Below are 23514 nucleotides of genomic sequence, written 5' to 3'. Positions count from 1 at the left end.
GCATACTACGTAATCATAAAAAGACGAAATTCCTAGCAATCGTAAGCCGGCATTCGTTTGCAAAAAACATTGCAAAAACTGCAACGCAACGTATGGCGCCCATTAAGCGAGGGCACCACAATCGCAGGAAAATCGCCCCTCAAACCCCTATTTAGTTACGACTACATCGTTTGCAAAGTTCCATCATAGTCGTTTGCGGGCTGCACAATACCGGTATGGCTGTCATACGAGAACAAGACTTGGGCAAAGGACGCGCCGCCTTCGAACAGTGGCAGGACGCGGCGCACAACATTTTCAGCGAGCAGCTGCCGGCCGATGACGACGCCGCTTTCGATTTCCGGCTCAACTTCTCGCCGCGTCTGCCGCGCCAGCTGTGGGCGATGGCGGTGCGCTACTCGCTATACCTGCTGGAAAAGAAGGCGCCGGGCGAAGGCGTGGAGGTGCGCGTGGCACCGTGGGGCGCCATCAAGATCCTCGACGGGCCGGCGTCCGATCCGCACAATCTCACGCCGCCGGACGTCATCGAACTGGACCCCGACGTGTGGATGAGGCTCGCCACCGGCATCACCAGCTGGGGCGAGGAAAAGGACGCCGGACGCATCACCGCCGTCGGCGAACGCGACGATCTGAGCGGGTTGCTGCCGCTGGCATAGGAATAGGTCGCGGCGCGGCGCGACCGGCGATGGTTGGCGGGACGAGCACGACAATCGCCCGACAATCGCAATCGAAATAATAAAAAATGGCTCATGGTTGAAACCACGAGCCATTCGTTGAAAAAATCTGTGCAGTCAGTCCTGCTTCTTCGGCTTCAGCGCGCTGGGCACCGGCATCGGGATGGGCTTGTGCGGCTTCGGCGCGGCCTTTGCCGCCGGAAACTCGCCACTCGTGGCCTTCGCCGCGGCTTCCGCGGCCCACTTGGCGTATTCGTCAAGGTCATCGGCGGAATCGGAAGACGTTTGACCGTCCCCAACGGTCTCATCTTCGGCGTCCACATCGTGAGAATACTTGGCTTCGATATCGGCAAACGGGTCGAAGGAACCAGAACCGGGCTCCTGCGCACCGAGCTCCTTGGCAAGCTCATCGTAATCGGTGTCGGTGGTCAGGTACTTGAGCTTTCGGGCTATTTTCTGCTGTTTGGCTTTCTGACGTCCGCGGCCCATCTGACCCCCTGAAATTACTGTGCTATCAATTCATCAAACAAGAGAGTACCACTTATTGCGCATTATTTCGTTGTCGGCTCAGACTTTTACGATAAAATCGCTGATTTTCTTAAGAAAAGGACACGTATGACGGACGAAACCCAGGAGCAGCAGATCACTGCTGTCGGCAATGAAATGAGCGCGAGCTTCCTCGCCGCAAAGAAGCGTTCCGACGCAACGCTCGCCGCAATCGAACAGAATCCGGGCAAGTTCACCATGCTGACCGGCGACCGTCCGACCGGACGTCTGCATCTCGGCCATTATTTTGGTTCGATTCGCGAGCGCGTCGCCATGCAGAACCGCGGCGTGAATTCGAATATCATCATCGCCGATTATCAGGTGATCACCGATCGTGACACGACCGAGCATATCGAAGACAATGTGCTCAATTTGGTACTTGACTACATGGCTGCGGGCATCGATCCGGAAAAGACCATGATTTTTACGCATTCCGCCGTTCCTGCGGAGAACCAGCTGATGCTGCCGTTCCTGTCATTGGTGACTGAGGCCGAGCTGCATCGCAATCCTACGGTGAAGTCGGAAATGGAAGCTTCCGGCCATGCGCTGACCGGCCTGCTGCTGACTTATCCGGTGCATCAGGCATGCGACATTCTGTTCTGCAAGGCCAATGTGGTGCCGATCGGCAAGGACAACCTGCCGCACGTCGAAATCACCCGCACCATCGCACGCCGCTTCAACGAGCGCTACGCGAAGAAGAACCCGGTGTTCCCGGAGCCGAGCGCCATCCTGTCCGAAGCGCCGGAGATTCCGGGTCTTGACGGCCGCAAGATGAGCAAGTCCTACGGCAACTCCATCATGCTGGGCGCCACCGCGGAGGAGACCGCCAAGCTCATCAAGAAGAGCCCGACCGATTCCGAGCGCCGCATCACCTTCGACCCGATTGCCCGCCCGCAGGTCTCCGCGCTACTGACCACCGCCGGTCTGGTGACCGGCCGCGATCCGAAGGACATCGCCGAGGAAATCGGCGACTCCGGCGCTGGCGCGCTGAAGAAGTACGTCATCGAATCCGTGAACGAGTTCCTGGCCCCGCACCGCGAGCGCCGCGCCGAATTGGCCAAGGATATGGATTCCATCCGCGACATCCTGCATGACGGCAACAAGCGCGCGAACGAAATCGCCAATGAGACGCTGCAGCAGGTGCGCGACGCCATGGGCATGCGCTACTAAGTCTGCAATCGGCATCCTGACGCGTTAGCGGATTGGCCGTGTTCCTCCGGGAGCACGGCCAATCCGCTTATTCATGGCAGATTCAGAGGCTACCGTTCTGCTAGGTGGCTTATTTGTGGCATGGAAAACGGGAAACCCCGTGTATGTCCGTCGGAATTCCAATGGACATACACGGGGTTTCCTGAATCAGGTGCCACAAACAAGCCACTTGACATTTCCCTGTTGTCGGAATCTGCCATAAACAAGCGACACGGCACCAAAGGCCGACCTTCGGCGTTGCAGGAGGTGCAACACCCACCGCGGGGCGATTCAGATCTGCGAGCGCTTCTCCCCTGCGGCGATTTCGGCGGCCACGAGGTCGTCGTCCACGTGGCGGTCGTCCGGATCGTCGAGATAGTGGTCGAATTCGTGCAGCACTTCCGCGCTTGGCGCGGGCGTAAGCAGCGAGACCACCACGATGAACAGCAGCGAGACGATGAACGCCGGCAGCAGCTCGTAGATGGCGAAGATGCCACCGAGCGGCTTGACGAGGTTGTGCCAGATGAGCACGGTGGCCGTGCCGGACAGCATGCCCGCGATCGCGCCGTACTTGTTGGTGCGCCTCCAGTACAGCGAGGTGAGCATCAGCGGCCCGAAGGATGCGCCGAGGCCGGCCCACGCGTACGAGACCACTTGGAAGATCGAGGAGTTCTGGTCGAACGCCACCACGATGCCGAAGATGAACATGACGAGCAGCGTGATGCGCGCCACCATCATCACCTGGCGGTCGGTGGCCTTGCGGTGCAGCAGTCCGCGGAAGATGTTCTCGCCGACGGCCGAGGCGCCGATGATCATGTACGAGGACGAGGAGCTCATGGACGCGGCGAAGATGCCGGACACGACGATGCCGCACATGAAGCTCGGCAGCAGCGCCTGCGACACCACGATGAAGATGTTCTCCGCGGCCGCCTGCGTGGCGAACTGCGTCGGCATCATGGCACGGCCGACCAGGCCGATGCACACGCCGCACGCCAGCGAGATCACGCACCACGTGGTTGCAATGATGCGGGATTTCTTGATTTCCTCGGAACTGCGGATGGACAGGAACCGCACGAGCACCTGCGGCATGCCGAAGTAGCCCAGGCCCCACGCGAGCATGGAGATGATGGTGATGATGCCGTAGTCGGCGGGCGCGCCGAACATGGCCTGTCCGGCCTTGACGATCTGCTCGCCGGCGTCGTTGAGGATCGGCGTGGCCACATGCGTGCCGTCGAGGAATCCCGGAATGCCCTTGAGGAAGGCGACGGTGTTGTCGATGCCGCCGGCGGACGCCACGGAGCCGATGAACACCACGGCCAGCGCGAAGAACATGAGCAGGCCCTGGATGAAGTCGGTCACGACCACGGACAGATAGCCGCCGATGATGGTGTACGCGAACACGATGGCGGCGCCGATCACCATGGTCAGGTGGTAGTCCCAGCCGAACAGCGTGGAGAAGAGTTTGCCGACGGTCACGAAGCAGCTGCCGACGTACACGCAGAAGAATACGAGGATGATGAGCGCAGCGATGGTGGATACGATATTGCGATCGTCATGGAAGCGCTTGGAGAAGAAGTCGGGAATGGTGATCGCGTCGCCGGCCACCACGGAGTAGCGGCGCAGACGGCGTGCGACGAGTTTCCAGTTGAGGTAAGTACCAAGCGCCAGACCGATGGCCGTCCACATCGGGTCGGCCGCGCCGGTGAAGTAGGCGACGCCCGGCAGGCCCATAAGCAGCCAGCCGCTCATGTCGGAGGCTTCCGCGCTCAATGCCGTCAGCCACGGTCCGACGCCACGCCCACCCGCGAAATACTGTTTGGTGGAGGAATTGGACCTCTTGGAGTAGACGAAGCCGATGGTCAGCATGGCCGCGAAGTACAAGACCATGGCCAGCAGCACCCAGAAATCTTTGGTTACCAAGTGTTTTTACCCTTCTGCAGGTTATTAAATGTCGTAGCGCCAGGATTTATCGGTCACTACTCGTGCCATCGCCAGGCCGATCGGCAGGCAGATGATCACCATGAACGCACGGAACGCCCAATCGAGCGCGTTCAGCGTATCGAACTGGCCGAGGTGGAACATGGCCTGGTACATATACAAACCGGGCACCATGATCACAATAGACGGAACCGTCAGGCAGATGCGCGGATATCCCAAATGCGGAGCAAGCAGGCCGTGGCGCACCGCCGAACGCCATGCGGAGGCGAGCAGGCCGGCAAGGAACGCGCCGATGAACGCGCCGGCTTCCGCGGGCACGCCCAAGTCGACGATCTCCAATCGCAAGGTATCGGTGATGGCGCCGATGGTGGCTGCGACGAGGCACATGCGCTGCGGCGAATTGAACATCACGGAGAAGCCCCACACACCGATGAACGCGAACAGCATGCGCAGCAGGCAGTTGATGACGGGGTTCAGTCCAAGCGGCTCGAATCCTTGCGGATTCAGGTGCACGATCGAAGCGACCATCCAGCCTGCCAACGTGGCCATCAGAATGATGCACAGCACGTAGGTGAGTCGTTGCACGCCTGATGGGAAGTCGATTTTCGCCATGTCAAGTCCGCCGGTTATCAGCGGGAATCCGGGGATGACGAACAGCATCGCGCCGATATACGCGGTGTCGTGCTGCAAGGCGATCGGATCGAACAGGCCAATCAGTCGCAGCATGCCGGTGCATGCCAGCGCGGCGACGGCCACGCAGACGAACGTCACGAAGAATTGGTTGAGATGGTGGGCGAACAGGCGGCGACGCAGCCAGTGGCCGAGGCCGGCGCCGACGAACGCGCCGATCATGTCGTACGGGCCGCCGCCGAGCAGAAACACGAAGGATGCGCAGGCGCAGGCGGACGCGAGTCCCGCGAAGGCCGGCGAATACAGCGGTTTGCGACGTTCGATCATGTCGAGTCGCTCGTGCGCCTGCCGTACGGTGACGCCTTGCGATTCGCCCGCGGCTTTCCCGATATGGTCGAAATGCTCGGCATATTCCTTCGGCGGTTTGCAGTTGCGGTTCTTACGCGGCTTTTCCGCGACCGAATCGCCATTGCTACGTCCGGCCGCGGCCGCCGCCTCGATATCGCGCATGTGCAGCGGACGTGCGGTGGAATCGCCTTCCTGCGCGCGTTCCGTGACCATTTCCAGCGCGTCGAGCACGGGATCGTCGGAACCTTCCTGGTTCTGCTCGGCCTTCTGCCGTTCCTTGAGCTGCTTGGACAGTTCGGCCGACACCTGCGAGGCGTCGCGCTTGTCGAGATGCTGCATCAGCCCTTCGGAAACGTCGGATTGGCTGTGGTACATAGAGCCTTTGCCGAGGTTGACGTTGAACCAGTCGGCGAAGTGCTCGAGCAGCCAGATGCGCTCGGTGTTGACGCCGGTGGTCGGCAGGTCGACGACTTCGGTGATGCGGTCCTTGCCGTCCGTGCAGGAGGCTTCGATGTCGGTGAGGTTCACGTCGGCGCGCACGTGCACGCCCAATGGATAGGCGATGCGGTGCATCATTTCGCGGACGCGGAAGCTGCCTGTTCCGGCGCCGAGGTCAAGCATGCCGACGCGGACGATCACGCTGGCTTTCGCCGCGATGCCGGCTTCGGTTACCGGCTTGTCCCAATCGCGTTCGATGTCTTCCATATCGAGCGGAATGGAGTGGGTGTGGAATTTGCTGACCGCCTTCGCGCTGCTGTCAACGCGTTCGGTGTTCTCATCATGTTCATGTAGTGCGCTCACACTATTCAGGTCTAACGTGTGGGCTGGTCGGATATTTTCCGAACATTCCCACATGCCCATTTTCCGGACATTCAATGTCCACGATGCGAACCATTCCGGCGTTTCCGTAACCAAACTGTCGATTTGCCGCGCCTACAATGGTCGAGCATTTACCCACCAAGCTTAGGGCTGTGGGCTCGCAACAGACGGTCAAAACAATCGCGGAGGTGCCGCGAAGGACCGACAGACCGAGCAACCCGATGGTTTGGAGAAGGAGGTCTGATGACAACTGAAAACGAACAGATCACGCCTGCGGACGCGGCTATCGTCTCGTCCGGCACCGGCACCAAGGGCCCTGAGGAGCGTGATCTTCCCGCATCCCTCAAAGAGGAAATGGATTTGTGTCTGCAGATTCTTCGCGAGGTGCTCGGTGAGTTCGATGAAAACCTGCTGGCCAAGTTCGATGAAGTGCGCGAACACGCGCTGAAGGCCAGCGACGAACGTTTCTCCGGCATTCTGACCGACACGAATCCCGATCAGGACGACCTGCAGAAGGTTGTCGACATCATCGACAAGACGGACGTGCATGAGGCCCAGCTGCTGGCCCGTGCCTTCACCACCTACTTCCATCTGGCCAATCTGTGCGAGGAGAACTACCGTGTCTCCGTACTACACAGCCGTGAGGCCGCCGTGGATGACGCCCAGGCCGTCGACCCGGTGAACGAAATGACCTGCGCCTACCACCAGCTCATCAACGAGATGGGTCCGGCCAGGGCCAAGGAGCTGCTCGACCAGCTCGAGTTCCATCCGGTGTTCACCGCGCATCCGACCGAAGCCCGCCGTAAGGCCGTGGAAGGCAAGATCCGCCGTATCTCCCAGCTGCTCGAAGCGCATAAGCTGCTCGGCGGCTCGGACAAGAAGGAAAACTCCCGTCGACTCTTCAACGAGATCGACGCGCTGTTCCGCACCTCCCCGATCGCGCTGAAGAAGCCGACTCCGGTTGAGGAAGCCGACACCATTCTTGATATCTTCGACAACACGCTGTTCTACACCATTCCGCAGGTCTACCGTCGTTTCGACGACTGGGTCCTCGGAGACAAGGCCGGCCTCGTGCCGCCGGTGTGCCCGGCGTTCTTCCATCCGGGAAGCTGGATCGGTTCCGACCGTGACGGCAACCCGAACGTCACCGCCAAGGTGAGCCGTCAGGTGGCCCGCAAGTTCAGCGACCATGTGCTGGGCGCGCTGGAGATCGAAACCCGCCGCGTCGGCAAGAACCTGACGATGGAGGCCGAGACCACCCCGCCGAGCGCCGAGCTCAAGTCCCTGTGGAACCACCAGAAGGAAATGAGCGAGCGTCTGACCGACAAGGCCGCGCTGATCTCCACCAAGGAGCTGCACCGCGCCGTCATGCTGGTCATGGCAGACCGTCTGAAGGCCACCATCGACCGCGACGCCGACCTCATGTACCACTCCTGCGAGGACTACATCGCCGATCTGAAGACCGTGCAGCGCTCCCTCGCCGAAGCCAACGCCAAGCGTTCCGCCTACGGTCCGCTGCAGGACCTCATCTGGCAGGCCGAGACCTTCGGCTTCCACATGGTCGAGATGGAGTTCCGTCAGCATTCCGTCGTGCATTCCCGCGCTCTGGAGGACATCCGCGAGCATGGCCTGCACGGTGAGCGTGGCGAGCTGCAGCCGATGACCCACGAGGTGCTCGACACCTTCCGCGCGCTCGGTTCCATCCAGAAGCGCAATGGCATCAAGGCCGCCCGCCGTTACATCATCTCCTTCACCAAGAGCGCCCAGAACATCAAGGACGTGTACGAACTGAACCGTCTGGCGTTCTCCCACCCCGAGGATGTTCCGACCATCGACGTGATCCCGCTGTTCGAGCAGCTTGAGGATCTGCAGAACTCGGTGGACGTGCTTGAGGAAATGATCAAGATCCCGGAGGTCCAGGCTCGTCTGAAGGCCACCGGCGGCAAGATGGAAGTCATGCTCGGCTACTCCGACTCCTCGAAGGACGCCGGCCCGACCTCCGCCACCCTTGCCCTGCACTCCGCGCAGGAGCGCATCGCCAAGTGGGCCGAATCGCACGACATCGACCTGACCCTGTTCCATGGCCGCGGCGGCGCCGTCGGTCGTGGCGGCGGCCCGGCCAACCGCGCCGTGCTCGCACAGCCGGTCGGCTCCGTGAAGTGCCGTTTCAAGCTCACCGAGCAGGGCGAGGTCATCTTCGCCCGCTACGGCAACCCGGTGCTTGCAATCCGCCATGTGGAGTCCGTCGCAGCCGCAACGCTGCTGCAGTCCGCTCCGAGCGTGGAGAAGCGCAACACGGACATGACCAAGAAGTACGCCGACATGGCCAGCAAGCTCGACGAGGCCGCGCACAACCGCTTCCTCGACCTGCTGAACACCGACGGCTTCGCACCGTGGTTCTCCACCGTCACGCCGCTGACCGAAATCGGCCTGCTGCCGATCGGCTCCCGTCCGGCGAAGCGTGGTCTGGGCGCCAAGTCCCTCGACGACCTGCGCACCATTCCGTGGATCTTCTCCTGGGCCCAGGCCCGCATCAACCTGGCCGCATGGTACGGCCTCGGCACCGCGTGCGAGCAGTTCGGCGACCTGAACACCTTGCGTCAGGCGTACGAGGAGTGGCCGCTGTTCTCCACGTTCATCGACAACATCGAAATGTCGCTGGCCAAGACTGACGAGCGCATCGCCAAGATGTACCTCGCCCTCGGCGACCGTGAGGACCTCAACAAGAAGGTCCTCGACGAGATGGAGCTCACCCGCAAGTGGGTGCTCAAGATCGTCGGCGACGAATGGCCGCTGCAGCACCGCCACGTGCTCGGCCAGGCCATCCGCATCCGCTCGCCGTACGTGGATGCGCTGTCCGTCACCCAGGTGCTCGCCCTCGGCTCGCTGCGCAAGCGCGTGGACAAGGAAGAGCTCACGCACGGCCAGAAGGAGAACTACACCTACCTGATCCTGTGCACCGTTTCGGGCGTCGCCGCAGGCCTGCAGAACACGGGCTGATTTCGGGCTGACTGCCTAGATGACGCGAGCGGGGAGGTTCCGTGCCGATAAACGGCGCGGGCCTCCCCGTTCGCGTCGCGCGGCCCTAGCCTGGCCGGCGACAGCGCACAAAACAGGCACGCAGGCCGAGCGACAGACTCCCAATCATCCGACGTAACCCGGCGCCTATCCGCGTTTACCCACGCCGCGACACGACAGCCATCGTGGGCTTATACAACTGGTTCGGTCAGACTTATATTCTCGGCAGATTGAGCCTAGTCCACATTTCTCTATTTCTTCCTCGTCCTGCTTATAACCCCAATGACAACCCTTTTGGTTACGGCTTTCCTTCATGACAAACTGTCTTGGAAGAAGATTGTTCGCATCATAGCGCTGTCTTACTGTTTGACCATATTGGGTGTATTTCTGAACGAGTTGTGTTGTTGACGGAAGACGCCGCACTCGAAGGTTTTTGTTCAGCGCCTAACATGCAGCACTAGCATACTTATCCTCAATCCACTCATGATTCAGTAACAACTGCATGACTCCTGAAACACAGACACATAGCGAAGCCCTCGTTTGCAACTTCCACGAGAGAGAACCTTTGCTATTTTCACTAGAAAATCACACCCTAAAGTGCACCCCTACTCATTTTCCATTAGAATACTCTTAATAAACAAGGACCATACCCTTGCATCTCCGACTACCTAAAATAAGGAGAACAGTGCAGTACATATATCTCACAGCACTTGCCCTGCTAGGATTATGTATGCTTATTTTTCCAAGGCAACTCTGGAAAATAAGCAATTTCCTCTGGACTCAAAAAGGAGATCCGAGCAATCTATACACATCCTTAATGAGAATAAGCGGTGCCGCCTTTCTTGTTTTAGCTCTTATTCTTTTCATCTTCTGCAGACTGCAGTAACACCTACCTGATCCTGTGCACCATGTCGGGTGTCGCAGCAGGCTTGCAGAACACCGGCTGATTTTAGCCAGTTTCTTTCAGGGTCCCCGTTCGCACTGCCGATCGGGGACCCTTTTTCATACCTATATCTGCCTTATATATGGCAGAATCGGAGCCTTGCCATGAGCCTTCTCGCTTATATATGGCAGACCATCATGCGAAAAACCCACTTCGGGGGTACATTTTTCCGGTTTTTCACCTTTGGGACTGCCATACATAAGCGAAATATCACCGGACAGAACACGAAATCTGCCATACATAAGCGAGATATCGCTCTATTTCCCAGCGAACGGTCAGACCAAAACGTATGATGTTGGCTAGCCTGAACAATGAGGGGTGGAGTCAATGGCAGACGAACTGTTTGTAGACCAAGACGAGGTCGAAGGCACGGCAAGCGGCGTTTGGAGCCGCATGCTGGCAGGTAATCGCAGGTTTGCGGAGGGCAAACCGGAACATCCGAATCGTGGCGCTGAAGCACGCGAGGCACTTGTGGACACACACGCACCGGAAGCGGCTATACTGAGCTGCTCCGACGCGCGTGTCAGCCCCGATATTATTTTCGACGCAGGCATCGGCGATCTGTTCACCGTGCGCACGGCAGGGCAGGTCATAGACGATGCTGTGATCGCCTCTTTGGAATACGCGGTGGACGTGCTCGGCGTGCGCCTTTTGGTGGTGCTCGGCCATCAGAATTGCGGCGCGATCAAGCAGGCATGCAAGGAATACGAGGCGTTGTTGCACGAGTTGACCGCCGACGCAGAGGATTCGCTGATGGCCGCTGACAGCGTTGCCGACCTTGACGAACGTATTCTGAACGCGAAATCGCTGATGCTGCGCACCGTCGGTTTTTCGATCTGGCAGGCGCACGAGTCGGAGCTGGAATCGACGGAGGATTTCGAGCGCGTGCACATCGCACGCACCATCGAGCAACTGGTGGAACAGTCCGAGGTGATTCAGCACGCGCTGGCGGAGGACCGGCTGATGATCACCGGAGCACGCTACCAGCTCGACACCGGCAAGGTGGAAGTGCTGAGCTTCTGACGATTTTCCGGAAAAAGACGGCTTCCGGATCCGTTGCGTCGCGCTGTTTTGACATGCCGTTGCTTTAGATTGGAATCATGTCGCTTGGTTTGAACATCCTTCTGATTTTCATTTTCCTGCTGCTCGGTTCCGTGTTCGCCGGCACCGAACTGGCGCTGGTCAGCCTGCGCGGATCGCAGATCGACCAGATGGAACAGGAGGATGCGCGCGGCAAGCGTGTGGCGCAGATCGCACGCGACCCGAACACGTTCCTGTCCACCGTGCAGATCGGCGTGACGCTGTGCGGCTTCCTGTCCGCGTCGTTCGGCGAATCCTCAATCGCCCCGTATATCGTGCCGGTCATCGAAGACTGGGGTGTGCCGCATAACGTCGCCGCTCCCCTGACCACCATCGCGTTGACGCTGATCATCTCGTATTGCTCTATCGTCATTTCCGAACTGGTGCCGAAGCGTATCGCCATGCAACGCAACGAGCAGATCGCGCGTGCCGTGGTGCCGGCCATCCATGTGTTCGCCAAAGTGTGCAAGCCGATCATCTGGCTGATCGGCAAGAACACGAACGGCATCGTGCGGCTGCTCGGCTTCGATCCGAACGAAACCGACAGCGAGGTGTCCGACGACGAACTGCGCGTGCTCGTCAACACCAACACCAACCTCAGCAAGGACGAGCGCACCATCCTCGACGACGTGTTCGACGCATCCGAAACCATCGTGGCGGAGGTCATGCGTCCGCGTGCCGACGTCGCGTTCCTGGACGGCTCCATGCCGATTGCGGAAGCCGCCGCGTACGTGCGTGAAATGCCGTATTCGCGTTACCCCGTCACCGGCAAGGATTTCGATGATGTGCTCGGCTTCGTGCACGTGCGCGACCTGCTCGACATCCGCGATCCGAAGGCGAGAACCGTTGCCGACGTGACGCGTGAGGGCATTTCCCTGCCGGGCACGTCGAAGCTGCTGCCAAGCCTTGAACTGCTGCGCAAACGAGGCATTCACCTGGCCGTGGTAATCGACGAATACGGCGGCACCGACGGCATCGTCACGTTGGAAGACATGACCGAGGAATTGGTCGGCGACATCCGCGACGAATACGACCTGCCGGAGGAAAAGGGCGGCGAACGCACAGAACGCGCCGCTTTCGTCAATGGCGTGGCCACCATCGAAGGTGGCATGACGATCGAGGATTTCGCGGATTTGACCGGCATCGAGCTGGAAGACGGCCCGTACGAGACGGTTGCCGGCTATTTCCTGGCGCACACCGGCAAAATGGGCGAGGTCGGCGACGTGCTGTCATCCGATGACGGTTATGACATGGTCGTCACCGAAGTGGACGGCCGTCGTATCGAAACGCTGGAAGTGCGCCGGCACACCGCCGATGAGGACGGTTCCGCGGCTGGCGATTCCGCGGCGGACGCCAAGTAACCCAAGCGGCCTCTTACAGCACCACCTGCCGGTTGATGTCGCGGCGCAACTGCCTCCATTGCGGCAGATAGGCGCTCATACGCCTTTGAAAGCCCTCTCCGTGGCCGTTCTCCCACAGGTGGGTCATCTCATGCACCAGCACGTATTCGAGGAATCTAGGGGCCATTAAACCAAGCTGCAGGTTAAGTCGGATACGTCCGGTCTTCGGCGTGCACGATCCCCAACGCGAACTCATCAGACGCAACGTGATATGCGTCGGCGTACGGCCAACGATCGGACCCCATTTGGCAAGCAACACAGGCAATTGCGATTCGATGTTGCGTTGCGCCCGCGCCTTGGCCTCGTCCGTCCATACGAAAGCGGGCGGGTTGGCGGAAGCGCCAGTATCGCCAATATTGCCGTTTTGCGCACGCTGCGCGTTGAGTTGCGCGTCTCTGGCCTGTCGCATGCTGCGTTGCGCCCGTTCGATCCACGGCTTGCGTTCCGTCACAAACCGTTCGATAGCGCTTTGCGACATTCGTTGCGGCGCGGAGATGACGATATCCGCGTTCGGCGGTTTGATGCGCAGGTACATGTTTTTGATGGGTTTGCGCACGATGGCCACCCGCATGCCGGCGATGCTCGCCGTCGTTTCGGAAATCACGCGATTGCGGTTGCGATGCCCCACTCCCCTGCCGTAACGGCCGTTACCGCCGTTGCGCTGCCCGTATGTCATGCCTGCATTATGCCACGACACGCCGATGACACGGCGGCACTTGACTTTCCCTGTGATTCAAGTATCATTTCAATTCGTTGTGTTCAAGACACAGCAAGTTGGGCCCGTAGCTCAGGTGGTTAGAGCGCATCCCTGATAAGGATGAGGTCGGAGGTTCAAGTCCTCCCGGGCCCACGTAGATGGTAAGGAAGCGGCATAGCCGCTTTTTTCACCTATGGGGCTATAGCGCAGCTGGTAGCGCATCTGCTTTGCAAGCAGAGGGTCGCCGGTTCGAACCCGGCTAGCTCCACGGGGCTATGGCGCAGCTGGTAGCGCATCTCCATGGCATGGAGAGGGTCAGGGGTTCGAATCCCCTTAGCTCCACAGAATTGAAGGCTTCCGAGTAATCGGAAGCCTTTTCGTATTCAGCCTCTTGTCGACCATCCAACGGACGCGGTCGCCCGCAAACCAAATAAAACGGCCGCCTGCATACCCGCAAGCGGCCGGAATCATCAAATCAATAGGGGAGTGGCACCACGAATCGCAACTAGTTGCGGGCCGCGTTCTGCTTGGCCAGCTCGTCACGAATCTGCTGCAGCAGCTGGACGGTCTGCTCTTCGGCAGACGGCTCTTCAGCGGCCTTTTCCTCGGCTTCCTTCTGCTCGGCAAGCTTGGTCTTGGCAAGCAGCGCTTCGGTCATGTCGCGGAACTTGTTAATCGGCACCAGAATGCAGAAATAAACGGCGGCCGCGATAATCAGGAAATTCAGAATCGCGCCCAGCACAGCGCCGAACGAGACGGTCGCGCCGTTGAACGTGATCGCCAGCAGGCCGTCCATATTTGGCTTGCCGAAAATCATGGCGATGAACGGGTTGATCACGCTGTTCACGATCGAATTGACCACGGTGGTGACGGCACCGCCCATAACAACACCGACAGCCATGTCGATCATGTTGCCGCGTGCAATGAACTTCTTGAATCCTTCAAGCATGGTTTTTCTCCTGTGGGAAATGAGGGAGTTGATGTTGCGGACGACGCTCTCTCCTCGCCTTCCACACACTATCCTATGGCGTTCCAAACGCCTCCAGCCAAATCTTGAGCAATATCTTGTGCGTCTCACAATCAAGCACATAGAATGAAATCGCCGTATTGATAACCCAACTATCCCGAAGGGGAAAAATATGCTCACTGATGAGTACGTCAAGCGCGTGTACGCGCAGGTCGAGAAGCGCGATGGCGACCAGCCGGAGTTCCTGCAGGCCGTTCGCGAGGTCTTCGAAAGCCTCGAGCCGGTTGTTGAGAAGCACCCGGAATATGAGAAGGCGGGCGTGCTCGAGCGCCTCGTCGAGCCGGAGCGCGTGGTGAAGTTCCGCGTCGCCTGGACGGACGATGAGGGCAAGGTGCAGGTCAACCGCGGTTACCGCATCCAGTTCAACTCCGCGATCGGCCCGTACAAGGGCGGTCTGCGTTTCCACCCGAGCGTGAACGAGGGCGTCATCAAGTTCCTTGGCTTCGAGCAGATTCTCAAGAACTCCCTGACCAGCCTGCCGATGGGCGGCGGCAAGGGCGGCTCCGACTTCGATCCGAAGGGCAAGTCCGATGCCGAAGTCATGCGTTTCTGCCAGGCGTTCATGACCGAGCTGTGCCGTCACATCGGCCAGTTCACCGACGTTCCGGCCGGCGACATCAACGTCGGCGCCCGTGAGATCGGCTACCTGTTCGGCCAGTACAAGCGTATCCGCGACGAATACTCCGGCGTGCTCACCGGCAAGGGCCTCGAATTCGGCGGCTCCCTGGCTCGCACCGAGGCTACCGGCTACGGCCTGTGCTACTACACCCAGGAAGCCCTGCGCGTCCTGAAGAACGATTCCTTCGAAGGCAAGACCGTCGTCATCTCCGGCTCCGGCAACGTAGCCATCTTCGCCACCGAGAAGGCCCAGGCCCTCGGAGCGAAGGTCGTCACCGCCTCCGATTCCAACGGCTACGTCTACGATCCGGACGGCATCAAGCTCGACATCGTCAAGGACATCAAGCTCGGCCACCGCGGCCGCATCAAGGAGTACGCGGAGCGTGTTCCGGGTGCCGAATACCACGAGGGCTGCAAGGGCGTGTGGACCGTGCCGTGCGACATCGCGCTGCCGTGCGCCACCCAGAACGAAATCGATGAGGAGTCCGCCAAGGCCCTCGTCGCCAACGGCTGCAAGGTCGTGTGCGAAGGCGCCAACATGCCGTCCACCCCGGAGGCAATCGCCGTCTATCAGGACAACGGCCTGCTGTACGGCCCGGCTAAGGCCGCCAACGCGGGTGGCGTGGCTGTGTCCGGCCTTGAGATGAGCCAGAACTCCTACCGCCTTTCCTGGACGTTCGAAGAGGTGGACAACAAGCTCAAGTCCATCATGGAGAACATCGTCGCCAATTCCCTGGCCGCCGCCAAGGAGTACGGCCATGAGGGCGATCTGATGCTCGGCGCCAACGCCGCCGGCTTCGTCAAGGTCGCCAACGCCATGGTCGCCCAGGGCGTGCTCTGATCGTCTTTCACAATCCGTTTCAACGGTCCGTGCGATTCGTTCGCACGGACCGTTTTCATATGCGTTACGGCATAACGCGCAACGCAGTATGACGATTGCATAAAAGCGACCGCATAATCGCGATTACATAAGAAAAGACGGCGCCTCCCGAAGTAGGGAAGCGCCGTCTTCTTATGTTGCACGAACGGCTTACGTTGCGCAAGCGCCGTACGAACGCCGTATGACGAATCGATCAGTCGTCGCCGAGCGTCACGTGGATGCCGCCGACCAGCGTGCTCACCACGTTGTACAGCAGCGTGAGAATCACCACCAGCACGGTGAACAGCACCACTTCGATGATGGAGAAGATGGTGGCCGCGCTCAGCACGGTGCTCAGCGAAAGCACGTTGGCAAGGTCGAATCCGCCGGCGTCAAGACCGGTGGAGGACACGATCTGCGTCACCTGATCGAACACGCCGACCACGTTCAGCAGCAGCCACAGCAGCGTCACCGCGACGATCTGGATGATGCCTCCCGCGATGGAAAGCATGAACGCCACCTTGGCCGCGGACCATGCGTCGATGCGGGTCAGGGACAGGCTCATGCGGCGGGCGCGAGGCGCGCCACGACGCGCTTTTTCACGAACCTTCACACCGCCGGACGCGGCGGCCATGTTCTCATGCGCCTGAGACTGTTCCGTACCGCTCAACGGCTGGCTGGATGCGGAACGGGCCACGCGTGGGGCCTGCGCCCCTGCCTGCGCCTGATGGCTTTCATTGTTCTCGCTCATCGTTGCTCCTTGCAGAATCTTGCCTACTTCTAGCCGAGGCTACCAGTTTTCGCAGACGATTCCCCGCCTGTGTCTCAGGCCTCTACATTCTCGCCATCGCCGGCATCGGAAGTGGCTTCCGTACCGGTTTCAGCGGAGTTTTCAGTAGTGGTTTCGGCTTGCGATTGCGCGGCTGCGTCGTTCTGGACTGCTCCGTTTTCCGCGGCGGCCTGCTCGGCGTCATCCTCGTCGGTCTCCTCGTTACGTGCTATGGAGATGATTTCGTCGTTCTTGTCAGGCTTGGCGAGCGTCACACCCTGGGTGGTACGTCCGGTGCGCTTGACTTCGGCGACGTTGGAGCGGATGACCTTGCCGGACTTCATGATGGCCATGATCTGGTCGGATTCCTCCACGATCACGGCACCCACCAGGGAGCCACGGCCTTCGGCGAGCTGCACGGCCTTGACGCCGTAGCCGTTACGGCCCTGCAGACGGTATTCGCTGATGGCGGTGCGCTTGGCGAAGCCCTCGTTGGTGACCACGAGCAGATCCCTGTCGGAATCGCCCTGCACCACATCCATGGCCAAAAGCTCGTCGCCGTCGCGGAACTTCATGCCCTGCACACCGGCGGTCTGGCGGCCCATCGGGCGCAGCTGCTCGTCGTTGGCTTCGAACTTCAGGCTCATGCCCTGCTTGGAGACGAGGATGATGTCGTCGTCGGCGTTGCACAGCGCGGCACCGATCAGCTCGTCGGCGTTCTCGCCGTTCTCGTCGGTCATGAGTCGTACCGCGATCAGACCACCCTGACGCGGGGAGTCGTATTCGGCGAGCGCGGTCTTCTTGACCTTGCCGGAACGGGTGGCGAGCACCAAGTACTTGGCCACGTCGTAGTTCGGAATCGACAGCACGGTCTGGATCGTCTCGTCCGGGCCGAACTGCAGCAGGTTCGCCACGTGCTGTCCCTTGGAATCGCGGGAGCCTTCCGGCAGCTCGTATGCCTTCAGACGGTACACGCGGCCCTTGTTGGTGAAGAACAGCAGCCAGTTGTGCGTGCTGGTCAGGAAGAAGTGGTCCACCACGTCATCCTCGCGCAGCTTGGCGCCCTTGATGCCCTTGCCGCCGCGGTGCTGCGCGCGGTATTCGTCGGCCTTGGTGCGCTTGATGAAACCGGAGTGGGTCACGGTGACGACCACGTTTTCTTCGGCGATCAGGTCTTCGACGTTCATCTCGCCGGAGTACGGCAGAATCTTGGTACGGCGTTCGTCGCCATACTTGGCGACGATTTCGTCCAGCTCGTCGCCGACGATCTTGCGCTGGCGTTCCGGCTTGGCGAGGATGTCGTTGTAGTCGGCGATCTTGCGCATGAGCTCGTTGTGCTCGTCGAGGATCTTCTGACGTTCCAGGGCGGCCAGTCGGCGCAGCTGCATGGCGAGGATGGCGTCGGCCTGCACCTCGTCCACGTCAAGCAGGTCCATAAGGCCCGTGCGGGCGGTCTCCGCGGACTCGGAGGCACGGATGAGGGCGATGACCTCATCGATCATGTCAAGGGCCTTCAGATAGCCCTGCAGGATGTGGTCGCGTTCCTCAGCCTCGCGCTTGAGGTAGGCGGTACGGCGTGCGATGACTTCGAGCTGGTGGTTTACCCAATGACGGATGAACGCATCCAGGGACAGCGTGCGCGGCACACCGTCGACCAGTGCCAGCATGTTCGCGCCGAAGGTCTGCTGCAGCTGGGAATGCTTGTACAGGTTGTTGAGCACGACCTTCGGCACGGCGTCGCGCTTGAGCACGAGCACGAGGCGCTGGCCAGTACGGCCGGAGGTTTCGTCGCGCATGTCGGCGATGCCTTGGATCTTGCCGTCGCGCACCGCTTCGCGGATGGACACGACCAGACGATCCGGGTTAACCTGGTACGGCAGTTCGGTGATCACGAGGCACATGCGGCCCTTGATCTCCTCGGTGTTCACCACGGCTCGCATGGTGATGAGGCCACGGCCGGTACGGTACGCCTGTTCGATGCCCTTATGGCCGAGAATCGTGGCGCCGGTAGGGAAGTCCGGTCCCTTGATGATGCGGATCAGGTTGTCGAGCAGTTCCTCACGGCTCGCGTCCGGATGGTCGAGCGCCCAATGCACGCCTTCTGCCACCTCGCGCATGTTGTGCGGAGGAATGTTGGTCGCCATGCCGACGGCGATGCCGGACGAGCCGTTGCACAGCAGGTTCGGGAAGCGGGCCGGCAGCACGGTCGGCTCCTGCGTCTTGCCATCGTAGTTCGGCAGGAAATCGACGGTGTCCTTGTCGATGTCACGCACCATTTCCATGGCGAGCGGCGCCATACGGCATTCCGTGTAACGCATTGCGGCTGCCGGGTCGTCGCCGGGGGAGCCGAAGTTGCCCTGGCCGTCGACGAGCGTGTATCGCATCGACCACGACTGCGCCATACGCACCAACGTGTCGTAGATGGCGGAATCGCCGTGCGGATGGTACTTGCCCATGACTTCGCCGACGACGCGTGCGCACTTGGAGTAGCCGCGGTCGGGGCGGTAGCCGCCGTCGTACATCGCGTAGATCACACGGCGGTGCACCGGCTTCATGCCGTCTCGCACGTCCGGAAGGGCACGATCGACGATGACGGACATGGCGTACGCCAGATAGGATTCGCGCATTTCCTGCTGCAGATCCTTCTTCTGGACGCGTTCGCCGACCATCAGGCCATAATCGGTGTTGTCGGCCTCCTGCGGGCTCAACGGTTCCATGGAGCCGTCAGGCACGAACTGGCCGTCTTCGTTGCTGTTGTTTTCGTCTGCCAATTTCTAATCCTTGCTTTGAAGTCCTGCGAAACCCTACGCGTTTACGCGTCGATCCAGCTGACGTTGCGTGCGTTGCGCTGGATGAACAGACGACGTGGTTCGACTTCGTCGCCCATGAGCATGGAGAAGGTCTCGTCGGCCGCGGCCGCGTCTTCGATCTGCACCTGCTTCAGAATGCGATGGTCAGGATCCATGGTGGTCTCCCACAGTTCCTGGTAGCTCATCTCGCCCAGACCCTTGTAGCGCTGGATGCCTTCGCCCTTCGGCAGCTGGCGGCCGGCGGCCTTGCCTTCGGCGAGCACGCGGTCGCGTTCGGCGTCGGTGTACACGAAGTCGTGCGGGCCCTTGGTCCACTTGAGGCGGTACAGCGGCGGCATGGCCACGTACACGTAGCCGGCGGTGATCATCGGGCGCATGTAACGGAAGAACAGCGTCAGGTTCAGGGTTGCGATATGCGCGCCGTCCACATCTGCATCGGCCATGATGATGACCTTGTGGTAGCGCACCTTGTTGAGGTCGAAGTCCTCGCCGTAGCCGCCGCCGACGGCGGTGATCAGCGATTCGATGGTGTCCGACTTCATCATGCGGTCCAGGCTTGCGCGCTCGGTGTTGAGGATCTTGCCTCGCAGAGGCAGGATGGCCTGCGTGATCGGGTTGCGTCCCTGGATGGCGGAGCCGCCTGCGGAATCACCCTCCACGATGAACAGCTCGCATTCTTCGGGGTTGTTGGACTGGCAGTCCTTGAGCTTGTCCGGCATGCCGGCCGATTCGAAGATCGACTTGCGGCGGGTGTTCTCACGTGCCTTCTTGGCGGCCAGACGCGCACGGGAGGCCTCGATGGCCTTCTGGATGATGTTCTTGGCCTCGTTCGGGTGGGCGTCGAACCAGTCGCCGAGCTTGTCGGTCATGACGCGCTGCACGAAGGTCTTCGCTTCGGAGTTGCCGAGCTTGGTCTTGGTCTGGCCTTCGAACTGCGGGTTGGTGAGCTTGACGGACACGACGGCGGTCAGGCCTTCGCGCACGTCGTCGCCGGACAGGTTCTCGTCCTTGTCCTTGAGGATGTTCTTCTCGCGGGCGTAACGGTTGACCAGCGAGGTCAGCGCGGCGCGGAAGCCCTCCTCATGGGTGCCGCCTTCGGTGGTGGAGATGGTGTTGGCGAAGGTGTGCACGGCTTCGGAATACGCGGTGGTCCACTGCATGGCGATTTCCGCGGAGATGCCGATCTTCAGGTCCTCGGCCTCGAAGTCGATGACGTCCGGTTCGACCGGGGTGGCCTTGCGGGACTTCACCAGGTAGTCGACGTAGTCCTTGATGCCGTCGTTGTACTGGTAGGTGACGGTCTGGAACTTGTCTTCGGTTTCGGAATCCTCGCCGGACACTTCATCGCCAGCCTGGTCGGGCTCGCGCAGGTCGGTCAGGGAGATCTTCAGGCCCTTGTTCAGGAACGCCATCTGCTGGAAGCGGTTGCGCAGGATCTCGAAATCGTAGGTGGTGGTTTCGAAGATCTTGCCGTCGGCCCAGAAGGTCACGGAAGTGCCGGTGGACTCGCCTTCCTCCATCGGCTTGCCCTTGAGCAGACGCGCGGTCGGCTTCTGGTCGATGTAGGTCTGGGTCCAGTGGAAGCCCTGACGGCGCACTTCGATGTCCACGCGGGTGGACAGCGCGTTCACCACGGAGATGCCCACGCCGTGCAGGCCGCCGGAGACCGCGTAGCCGCCGCCACCGAACTTGCCGCCAGCGTGCAGCTTGGTCATCACGGTTTCGACACCGGAGATGCCTTCGCCCGGCACTTCGTCGACCGGGATGCCTCGGCCGTCGTCCACCACGCGCACGCCGCCGTCCGGCAGAATCGTCACTTCGATGTGCGACGCGTAGCCGGCAAGCGCCTCGTCGACGGAGTTGTCGACGATCTCATACACCAGATGGTGCAGGCCGCGGGGGCCGGTGGAGCCGATATACATGCCCGGGCGGATACGCACCGCCTCAAGGCCTTCCAGCACCCTCAGATCGGACGCGTCGTAGTGTTCCGGAGACAGCGAATCGTCAAGTTGCGCATCTTCGAGCTGGTCGTTCTGGATCTGATCCTGAATCTGATCTTCCTGCGTGTTTTCAGCTGATTCGTTCAGCGAATCCGCATCAAGGTCTGCCACAGAGATTCCTTCCTGCATTTTTCCCGCCATCAAGGGTCATTTCCGCAGGTGATACCACCTAGAACGCAAATAAAGGCCCCTTCTAGGCGTTTACATACACTGCTGGATATTCTACTCATGGAGGGGGACAGCGCGCTATAGACATTTGTCCTTGGAATTCAACGGTTTTCAACGGCTTCGGCATGGTTCCGAACGCGTCCGACGAGCCGGAAAACCTCCGTAAACCCCGTCGCAACGGCCTGTTTCACGCGCGCCACAATCGATCTCTCCTGTCAGAGAGGTCGATTGTAAGTCGACTTCGCAATAGCCCTCAGTAGCGAATCTTCCTTGAGATACGCCCACGGCTGAACCCTTGGCTCTGCGGGCCGGTGACCCTCACCTCATTGATGGTCAGACCTTCGAGTTTCCTGCGGATGGTGTCCGTCAGCAACGGCGTCATATACGACAGGGTGGTGGTCCAGGCCGGGCTGTCGCAACGTATCGTCAGCACGCCGTCTCGCAGGCTGGCGGGGTAGGAGTGCTTCGCGTTCTCCACGCCCACCACCTGGTCCCAATGGTCGCGCATCTGCGCCATTTTGAGGTGGGGCATCCATGCGCCGTTCGATGCCAGCAGATTGAACAGGCTGCCGACGGTTTCCGGATCGCGTCCGGGTTTACCGAAGCTTTCCCACGCCTTGCGCGCGCGTTCCTCGCGTTCCTTGAGCCGCCCGGCACGGTCGCTGATGCGGTCGAACACTTCGGCCGGCAGTTTGCGTTGGTCGAGGTTCAGCAGTTCGCAGATTGGTGGTTTCGGCATTAGGATTCGGCCTCGATTCCTTGCGATTGCGCGCCACGTCCGGCGGCAAGCATGGCCGCCATCGCCGCGATATCACCGTCCGTCTCCTGCGATTGCGCACGCAGCGCGGCAACGTCGATGACATGCGCCTCGCCTTGCGGAATATCGCTTGCCGCGGCGACGGTGATCAGCACCTGGTCCTGCCGTCGCGCGAAGTCGAGGATCTGCCCGCGACGGGACTCGTCGAGCTGGGCGAACACATCGTCGAGTATCACGATCGGCTTGACGTCGCGCTGCGCCGAAACCACTTCGTACAGCGCCATTTTCAAGGCCAACGCCATTGTCCACATCTCGCCGTTCGAAGCGAATTCGCGGGCTGGCATGTCGTTGAGCCGCAATGTCAGATCATCGCGCTGCGGTCCGATCAGATTCTGCCCACGGGCCACTTCGCCGGGGTAAATGCGTTGGAAATGACGGCTGATTTCCGCGGCCGGCTCGTCGAACAGAAGCACCTCGTCGAAGGACGGCTCATACACCAGGTCGGCCTGTTCCTCTTCGCCCGCCAACGAAGCATAGATACGGGTGAACGGCTCGCGCAGCAGTCCGATCACATCGTTCCGGTCCTTGGTCAATTGCACGCCGAGGGCGATGAATTGGCCGGTCCACACTTCCAGACCGCTCAGCACGGCCTGACGCCCGTATTCGGGATCGATGCCGGAGCCGTCGGACAGCTGTTTGAGCAATGCGGCACGCTGTTTGGCAACGTGCGTGAACTGTTGCAACGACTGCGCATAACGGGGCAACAGCAGCGAAGCCGCCTGGTTGAGGAAGTTCCTTCGGGTGGCCGGATCGCCAGACACCAACCGCTGGTCTTCGGGGGTAAAGGACACGGAGGGGACCAAACCCACGATATCCCTCATATATTGCGATTTTCCGCCGTCCACGCGCGCCCTGTTGGCGCCTCGCGCGGCGATGGTAATCTCATATGTGCGCTGTTCGCCCGCATCTTCGACGTTGGCCCGGACAGTGGCGGAAGGGTGGCCTTTTTCGACCAGCGGCAGCGATGACGAGGTGCGGTGGCTGGAGCCGGTGGACAGCACTTCCACGGCTTCCACGATATTGGTTTTCCCTAGGCCGTTCGAGCCTTGGAGAATGTTGATTCCCGGTTCGAAATCAAGCACGCAATGGTCCCATGACCGGTAATGGTCGAGCGCGAGACGGGAGATATGCATGAAAACCGGAATTCCTTGAAGGTGATGGCATGGTG

At 60.5% G+C, this 23514-nt stretch carries 17 protein-coding genes and 3 tRNA genes; 10 read left to right on the top strand and 10 right to left on the bottom strand.

Features of this window, described 5'->3' with window-relative positions; translation table 11 throughout:
* The first annotated feature begins 215 nt into the window (after positions 1–215).
* Entirely contained in the window at positions 216–653 is a 438-nt protein-coding gene (locus tag KSX58_RS03040; protein ID WP_011742582.1) for a sterol carrier family protein, read from the top strand.
* A 135-nt stretch (positions 654–788) separates the two neighbouring features.
* On the opposite strand, the gene KSX58_RS03035 is transcribed toward KSX58_RS03040, so the two are convergent.
* Positions 789–1160 carry a DUF3073 domain-containing protein gene (locus tag KSX58_RS03035; protein ID WP_011742581.1) on the bottom strand — a complete coding sequence of 124 codons (372 nt, stop codon included), beginning with the start codon at positions 1158–1160 and terminating at the stop codon, positions 789–791.
* 126 nt (positions 1161–1286) lie between these two features.
* Here KSX58_RS03035 and trpS point away from each other — a divergent pair, with 126 nt between their 5' ends.
* Positions 1287–2387 carry a tryptophan--tRNA ligase gene (trpS, locus tag KSX58_RS03030; RefSeq protein ID WP_217735766.1) on the top strand — a complete coding sequence of 367 codons (1101 nt, stop codon included), beginning with the start codon at positions 1287–1289 and terminating at the stop codon, positions 2385–2387.
* A 309-nt stretch (positions 2388–2696) separates the two neighbouring features.
* Here the strand turns inward: trpS and KSX58_RS03025 are convergent, their stop codons facing one another.
* Together KSX58_RS03025 and KSX58_RS03020 are read right to left on the bottom strand one after the other, a co-directional pair.
* Positions 2697–4292, bottom strand: coding sequence for a sodium/proline symporter (locus KSX58_RS03025; protein WP_172620208.1), 1596 nt, complete (start codon positions 4290–4292; stop codon positions 2697–2699).
* A 57-nt stretch (positions 4293–4349) separates the two neighbouring features.
* Positions 4350–6182, bottom strand: a complete 1833-nt coding sequence (locus tag KSX58_RS03020; RefSeq protein WP_011742578.1) for a threonine/serine exporter ThrE family protein — start codon at positions 6180–6182, stop codon at positions 4350–4352.
* Between the two features lie 201 nt (positions 6183–6383).
* Between KSX58_RS03020 and KSX58_RS03015 the strand changes: the two genes are divergently transcribed.
* From KSX58_RS03015 to KSX58_RS03005, 4 genes are all read left to right on the top strand, one after another.
* Entirely contained in the window at positions 6384–9140 is a 2757-nt protein-coding gene (locus tag KSX58_RS03015; protein ID WP_217735765.1) for a phosphoenolpyruvate carboxylase, read from the top strand.
* Between the two features lie 703 nt (positions 9141–9843).
* The gene (locus KSX58_RS10580; protein WP_034879698.1) at positions 9844–10044 is read left to right on the top strand and encodes a DUF6199 family natural product biosynthesis protein; all 201 of its coding nucleotides are present in this window, start codon (positions 9844–9846) and stop codon (positions 10042–10044) included.
* A gap of 384 nt (positions 10045–10428) precedes the next feature.
* Complete coding sequence (locus KSX58_RS03010) at positions 10429–11124, top strand: carbonic anhydrase (protein ID WP_217752041.1); 696 nt, start codon at positions 10429–10431, stop codon at positions 11122–11124.
* Positions 11125–11201: 77 nt separating this feature from the next.
* Positions 11202–12542, top strand: a complete 1341-nt coding sequence (locus tag KSX58_RS03005) for a hemolysin family protein (protein WP_041777183.1) — start codon at positions 11202–11204, stop codon at positions 12540–12542.
* Positions 12543–12555: 13 nt separating this feature from the next.
* Here KSX58_RS03005 and KSX58_RS03000 read toward each other — a convergent pair whose 3' ends face one another.
* Entirely contained in the window at positions 12556–13152 is a 597-nt protein-coding gene (locus tag KSX58_RS03000) for a M48 family metallopeptidase (protein WP_011742567.1), read from the bottom strand.
* A gap of 205 nt (positions 13153–13357) precedes the next feature.
* Between KSX58_RS03000 and KSX58_RS02995 the strand changes: the two genes are divergently transcribed.
* The 3 genes from KSX58_RS02995 to KSX58_RS02985 all read left to right on the top strand — a co-directional run bounded on the left by KSX58_RS02995 (position 13358) and on the right by KSX58_RS02985 (position 13620).
* Positions 13358–13431 (top strand) — tRNA-Ile (locus tag KSX58_RS02995).
* A 42-nt stretch (positions 13432–13473) separates the two neighbouring features.
* Positions 13474–13546, top strand: a tRNA-Ala gene (locus KSX58_RS02990).
* Between the two features lies 1 nt (position 13547).
* A tRNA-Ala gene (locus KSX58_RS02985) sits at positions 13548–13620 on the top strand.
* Positions 13621–13783: 163 nt separating this feature from the next.
* Here KSX58_RS02985 and KSX58_RS02980 read toward each other — a convergent pair.
* The gene (locus tag KSX58_RS02980) at positions 13784–14227 is read right to left on the bottom strand and encodes an MscL family protein (protein WP_021912819.1); all 444 of its coding nucleotides are present in this window, start codon (positions 14225–14227) and stop codon (positions 13784–13786) included.
* A gap of 190 nt (positions 14228–14417) precedes the next feature.
* On the opposite strand from KSX58_RS02980, the gene gdhA reads away from it, so the two are divergent.
* A complete protein-coding gene (gdhA, locus tag KSX58_RS02975) occupies positions 14418–15764 on the top strand; it encodes an NADP-specific glutamate dehydrogenase (protein ID WP_003807188.1) in 1347 nt (448 codons plus the stop codon).
* A 232-nt stretch (positions 15765–15996) separates the two neighbouring features.
* Here gdhA and KSX58_RS02970 read toward each other — a convergent pair whose 3' ends face one another.
* From KSX58_RS02970 to KSX58_RS02950, 5 genes are all read right to left on the bottom strand, one after another.
* Positions 15997–16533, bottom strand: coding sequence for a DUF3566 domain-containing protein (locus tag KSX58_RS02970; protein ID WP_085392691.1), 537 nt, complete (start codon positions 16531–16533; stop codon positions 15997–15999).
* Between the two features lie 74 nt (positions 16534–16607).
* Complete coding sequence (gene gyrA / locus KSX58_RS02965) at positions 16608–19322, bottom strand: DNA gyrase subunit A (protein WP_021912818.1); 2715 nt, start codon at positions 19320–19322, stop codon at positions 16608–16610.
* A 41-nt stretch (positions 19323–19363) separates the two neighbouring features.
* Positions 19364–21490: a DNA topoisomerase (ATP-hydrolyzing) subunit B gene (gene gyrB, locus KSX58_RS02960; protein WP_117838105.1), complete on the bottom strand. Its 2127-nt coding sequence runs from the start codon at positions 21488–21490 to the stop codon at positions 19364–19366.
* Between the two features lie 292 nt (positions 21491–21782).
* Complete coding sequence (locus KSX58_RS02955; protein ID WP_055054864.1) at positions 21783–22268, bottom strand: DUF721 domain-containing protein; 486 nt, start codon at positions 22266–22268, stop codon at positions 21783–21785.
* Complete coding sequence (locus KSX58_RS02950; RefSeq protein ID WP_038443743.1) at positions 22268–23479, bottom strand: DNA replication/repair protein RecF; 1212 nt, start codon at positions 23477–23479, stop codon at positions 22268–22270. The genes KSX58_RS02955 and KSX58_RS02950 overlap by 1 nt, the downstream gene beginning before the upstream one ends.
* Between the last annotated feature and the right edge of the window lie 35 nt (positions 23480–23514).

Origin of the sequence: Bifidobacterium sp. MSK.17.10, assembly GCF_019129655.1 — a bacterium.
Lineage (GTDB): Bacteria > Actinomycetota > Actinomycetes > Actinomycetales > Bifidobacteriaceae > Bifidobacterium > Bifidobacterium adolescentis.
The sequence above is the reverse complement of the archived record's forward strand: the minus strand, read 5'-3'. Positions and strand labels throughout refer to the sequence as shown.

Excerpts from the sequence above, each read along its gene's own strand:
- KSX58_RS03040 (WP_011742582.1), top strand. The coding sequence starts at position 216 with ATGGCTGTCATACGAGAACAAGACTTGGGCAAAGGACGCGCCGCCTTC.
- KSX58_RS03035 (WP_011742581.1), bottom strand. The coding sequence starts at position 1,160 with ATGGGCCGCGGACGTCAGAAAGCCAAACAGCAGAAAATAGCCCGAAAG.
- trpS (WP_217735766.1), top strand. The coding sequence starts at position 1,287 with ATGACGGACGAAACCCAGGAGCAGCAGATCACTGCTGTCGGCAATGAA.
- KSX58_RS03025 (WP_172620208.1), bottom strand. The coding sequence starts at position 4,292 with ATGGTCTTGTACTTCGCGGCCATGCTGACCATCGGCTTCGTCTACTCC.
- KSX58_RS03020 (WP_011742578.1), bottom strand. The coding sequence starts at position 6,182 with ATGGGCATGTGGGAATGTTCGGAAAATATCCGACCAGCCCACACGTTA.
- KSX58_RS03015 (WP_217735765.1), top strand. The coding sequence starts at position 6,384 with ATGACAACTGAAAACGAACAGATCACGCCTGCGGACGCGGCTATCGTC.
- KSX58_RS03010 (WP_217752041.1), top strand. The coding sequence starts at position 10,429 with ATGGCAGACGAACTGTTTGTAGACCAAGACGAGGTCGAAGGCACGGCA.
- KSX58_RS03005 (WP_041777183.1), top strand. The coding sequence starts at position 11,202 with ATGTCGCTTGGTTTGAACATCCTTCTGATTTTCATTTTCCTGCTGCTC.
- KSX58_RS03000 (WP_011742567.1), bottom strand. The coding sequence starts at position 13,152 with ATGCGGGTGGCCATCGTGCGCAAACCCATCAAAAACATGTACCTGCGC.
- KSX58_RS02980 (WP_021912819.1), bottom strand. The coding sequence starts at position 14,227 with ATGCTTGAAGGATTCAAGAAGTTCATTGCACGCGGCAACATGATCGAC.
- gdhA (WP_003807188.1), top strand. The coding sequence starts at position 14,418 with ATGCTCACTGATGAGTACGTCAAGCGCGTGTACGCGCAGGTCGAGAAG.
- KSX58_RS02970 (WP_085392691.1), bottom strand. The coding sequence starts at position 16,533 with ATGAGCGAGAACAATGAAAGCCATCAGGCGCAGGCAGGGGCGCAGGCC.
- gyrB (WP_117838105.1), bottom strand. The coding sequence starts at position 21,490 with ATGCAGGAAGGAATCTCTGTGGCAGACCTTGATGCGGATTCGCTGAAC.
- KSX58_RS02955 (WP_055054864.1), bottom strand. The coding sequence starts at position 22,268 with ATGCCGAAACCACCAATCTGCGAACTGCTGAACCTCGACCAACGCAAA.
- KSX58_RS02950 (WP_038443743.1), bottom strand. The coding sequence starts at position 23,479 with ATGCATATCTCCCGTCTCGCGCTCGACCATTACCGGTCATGGGACCAT.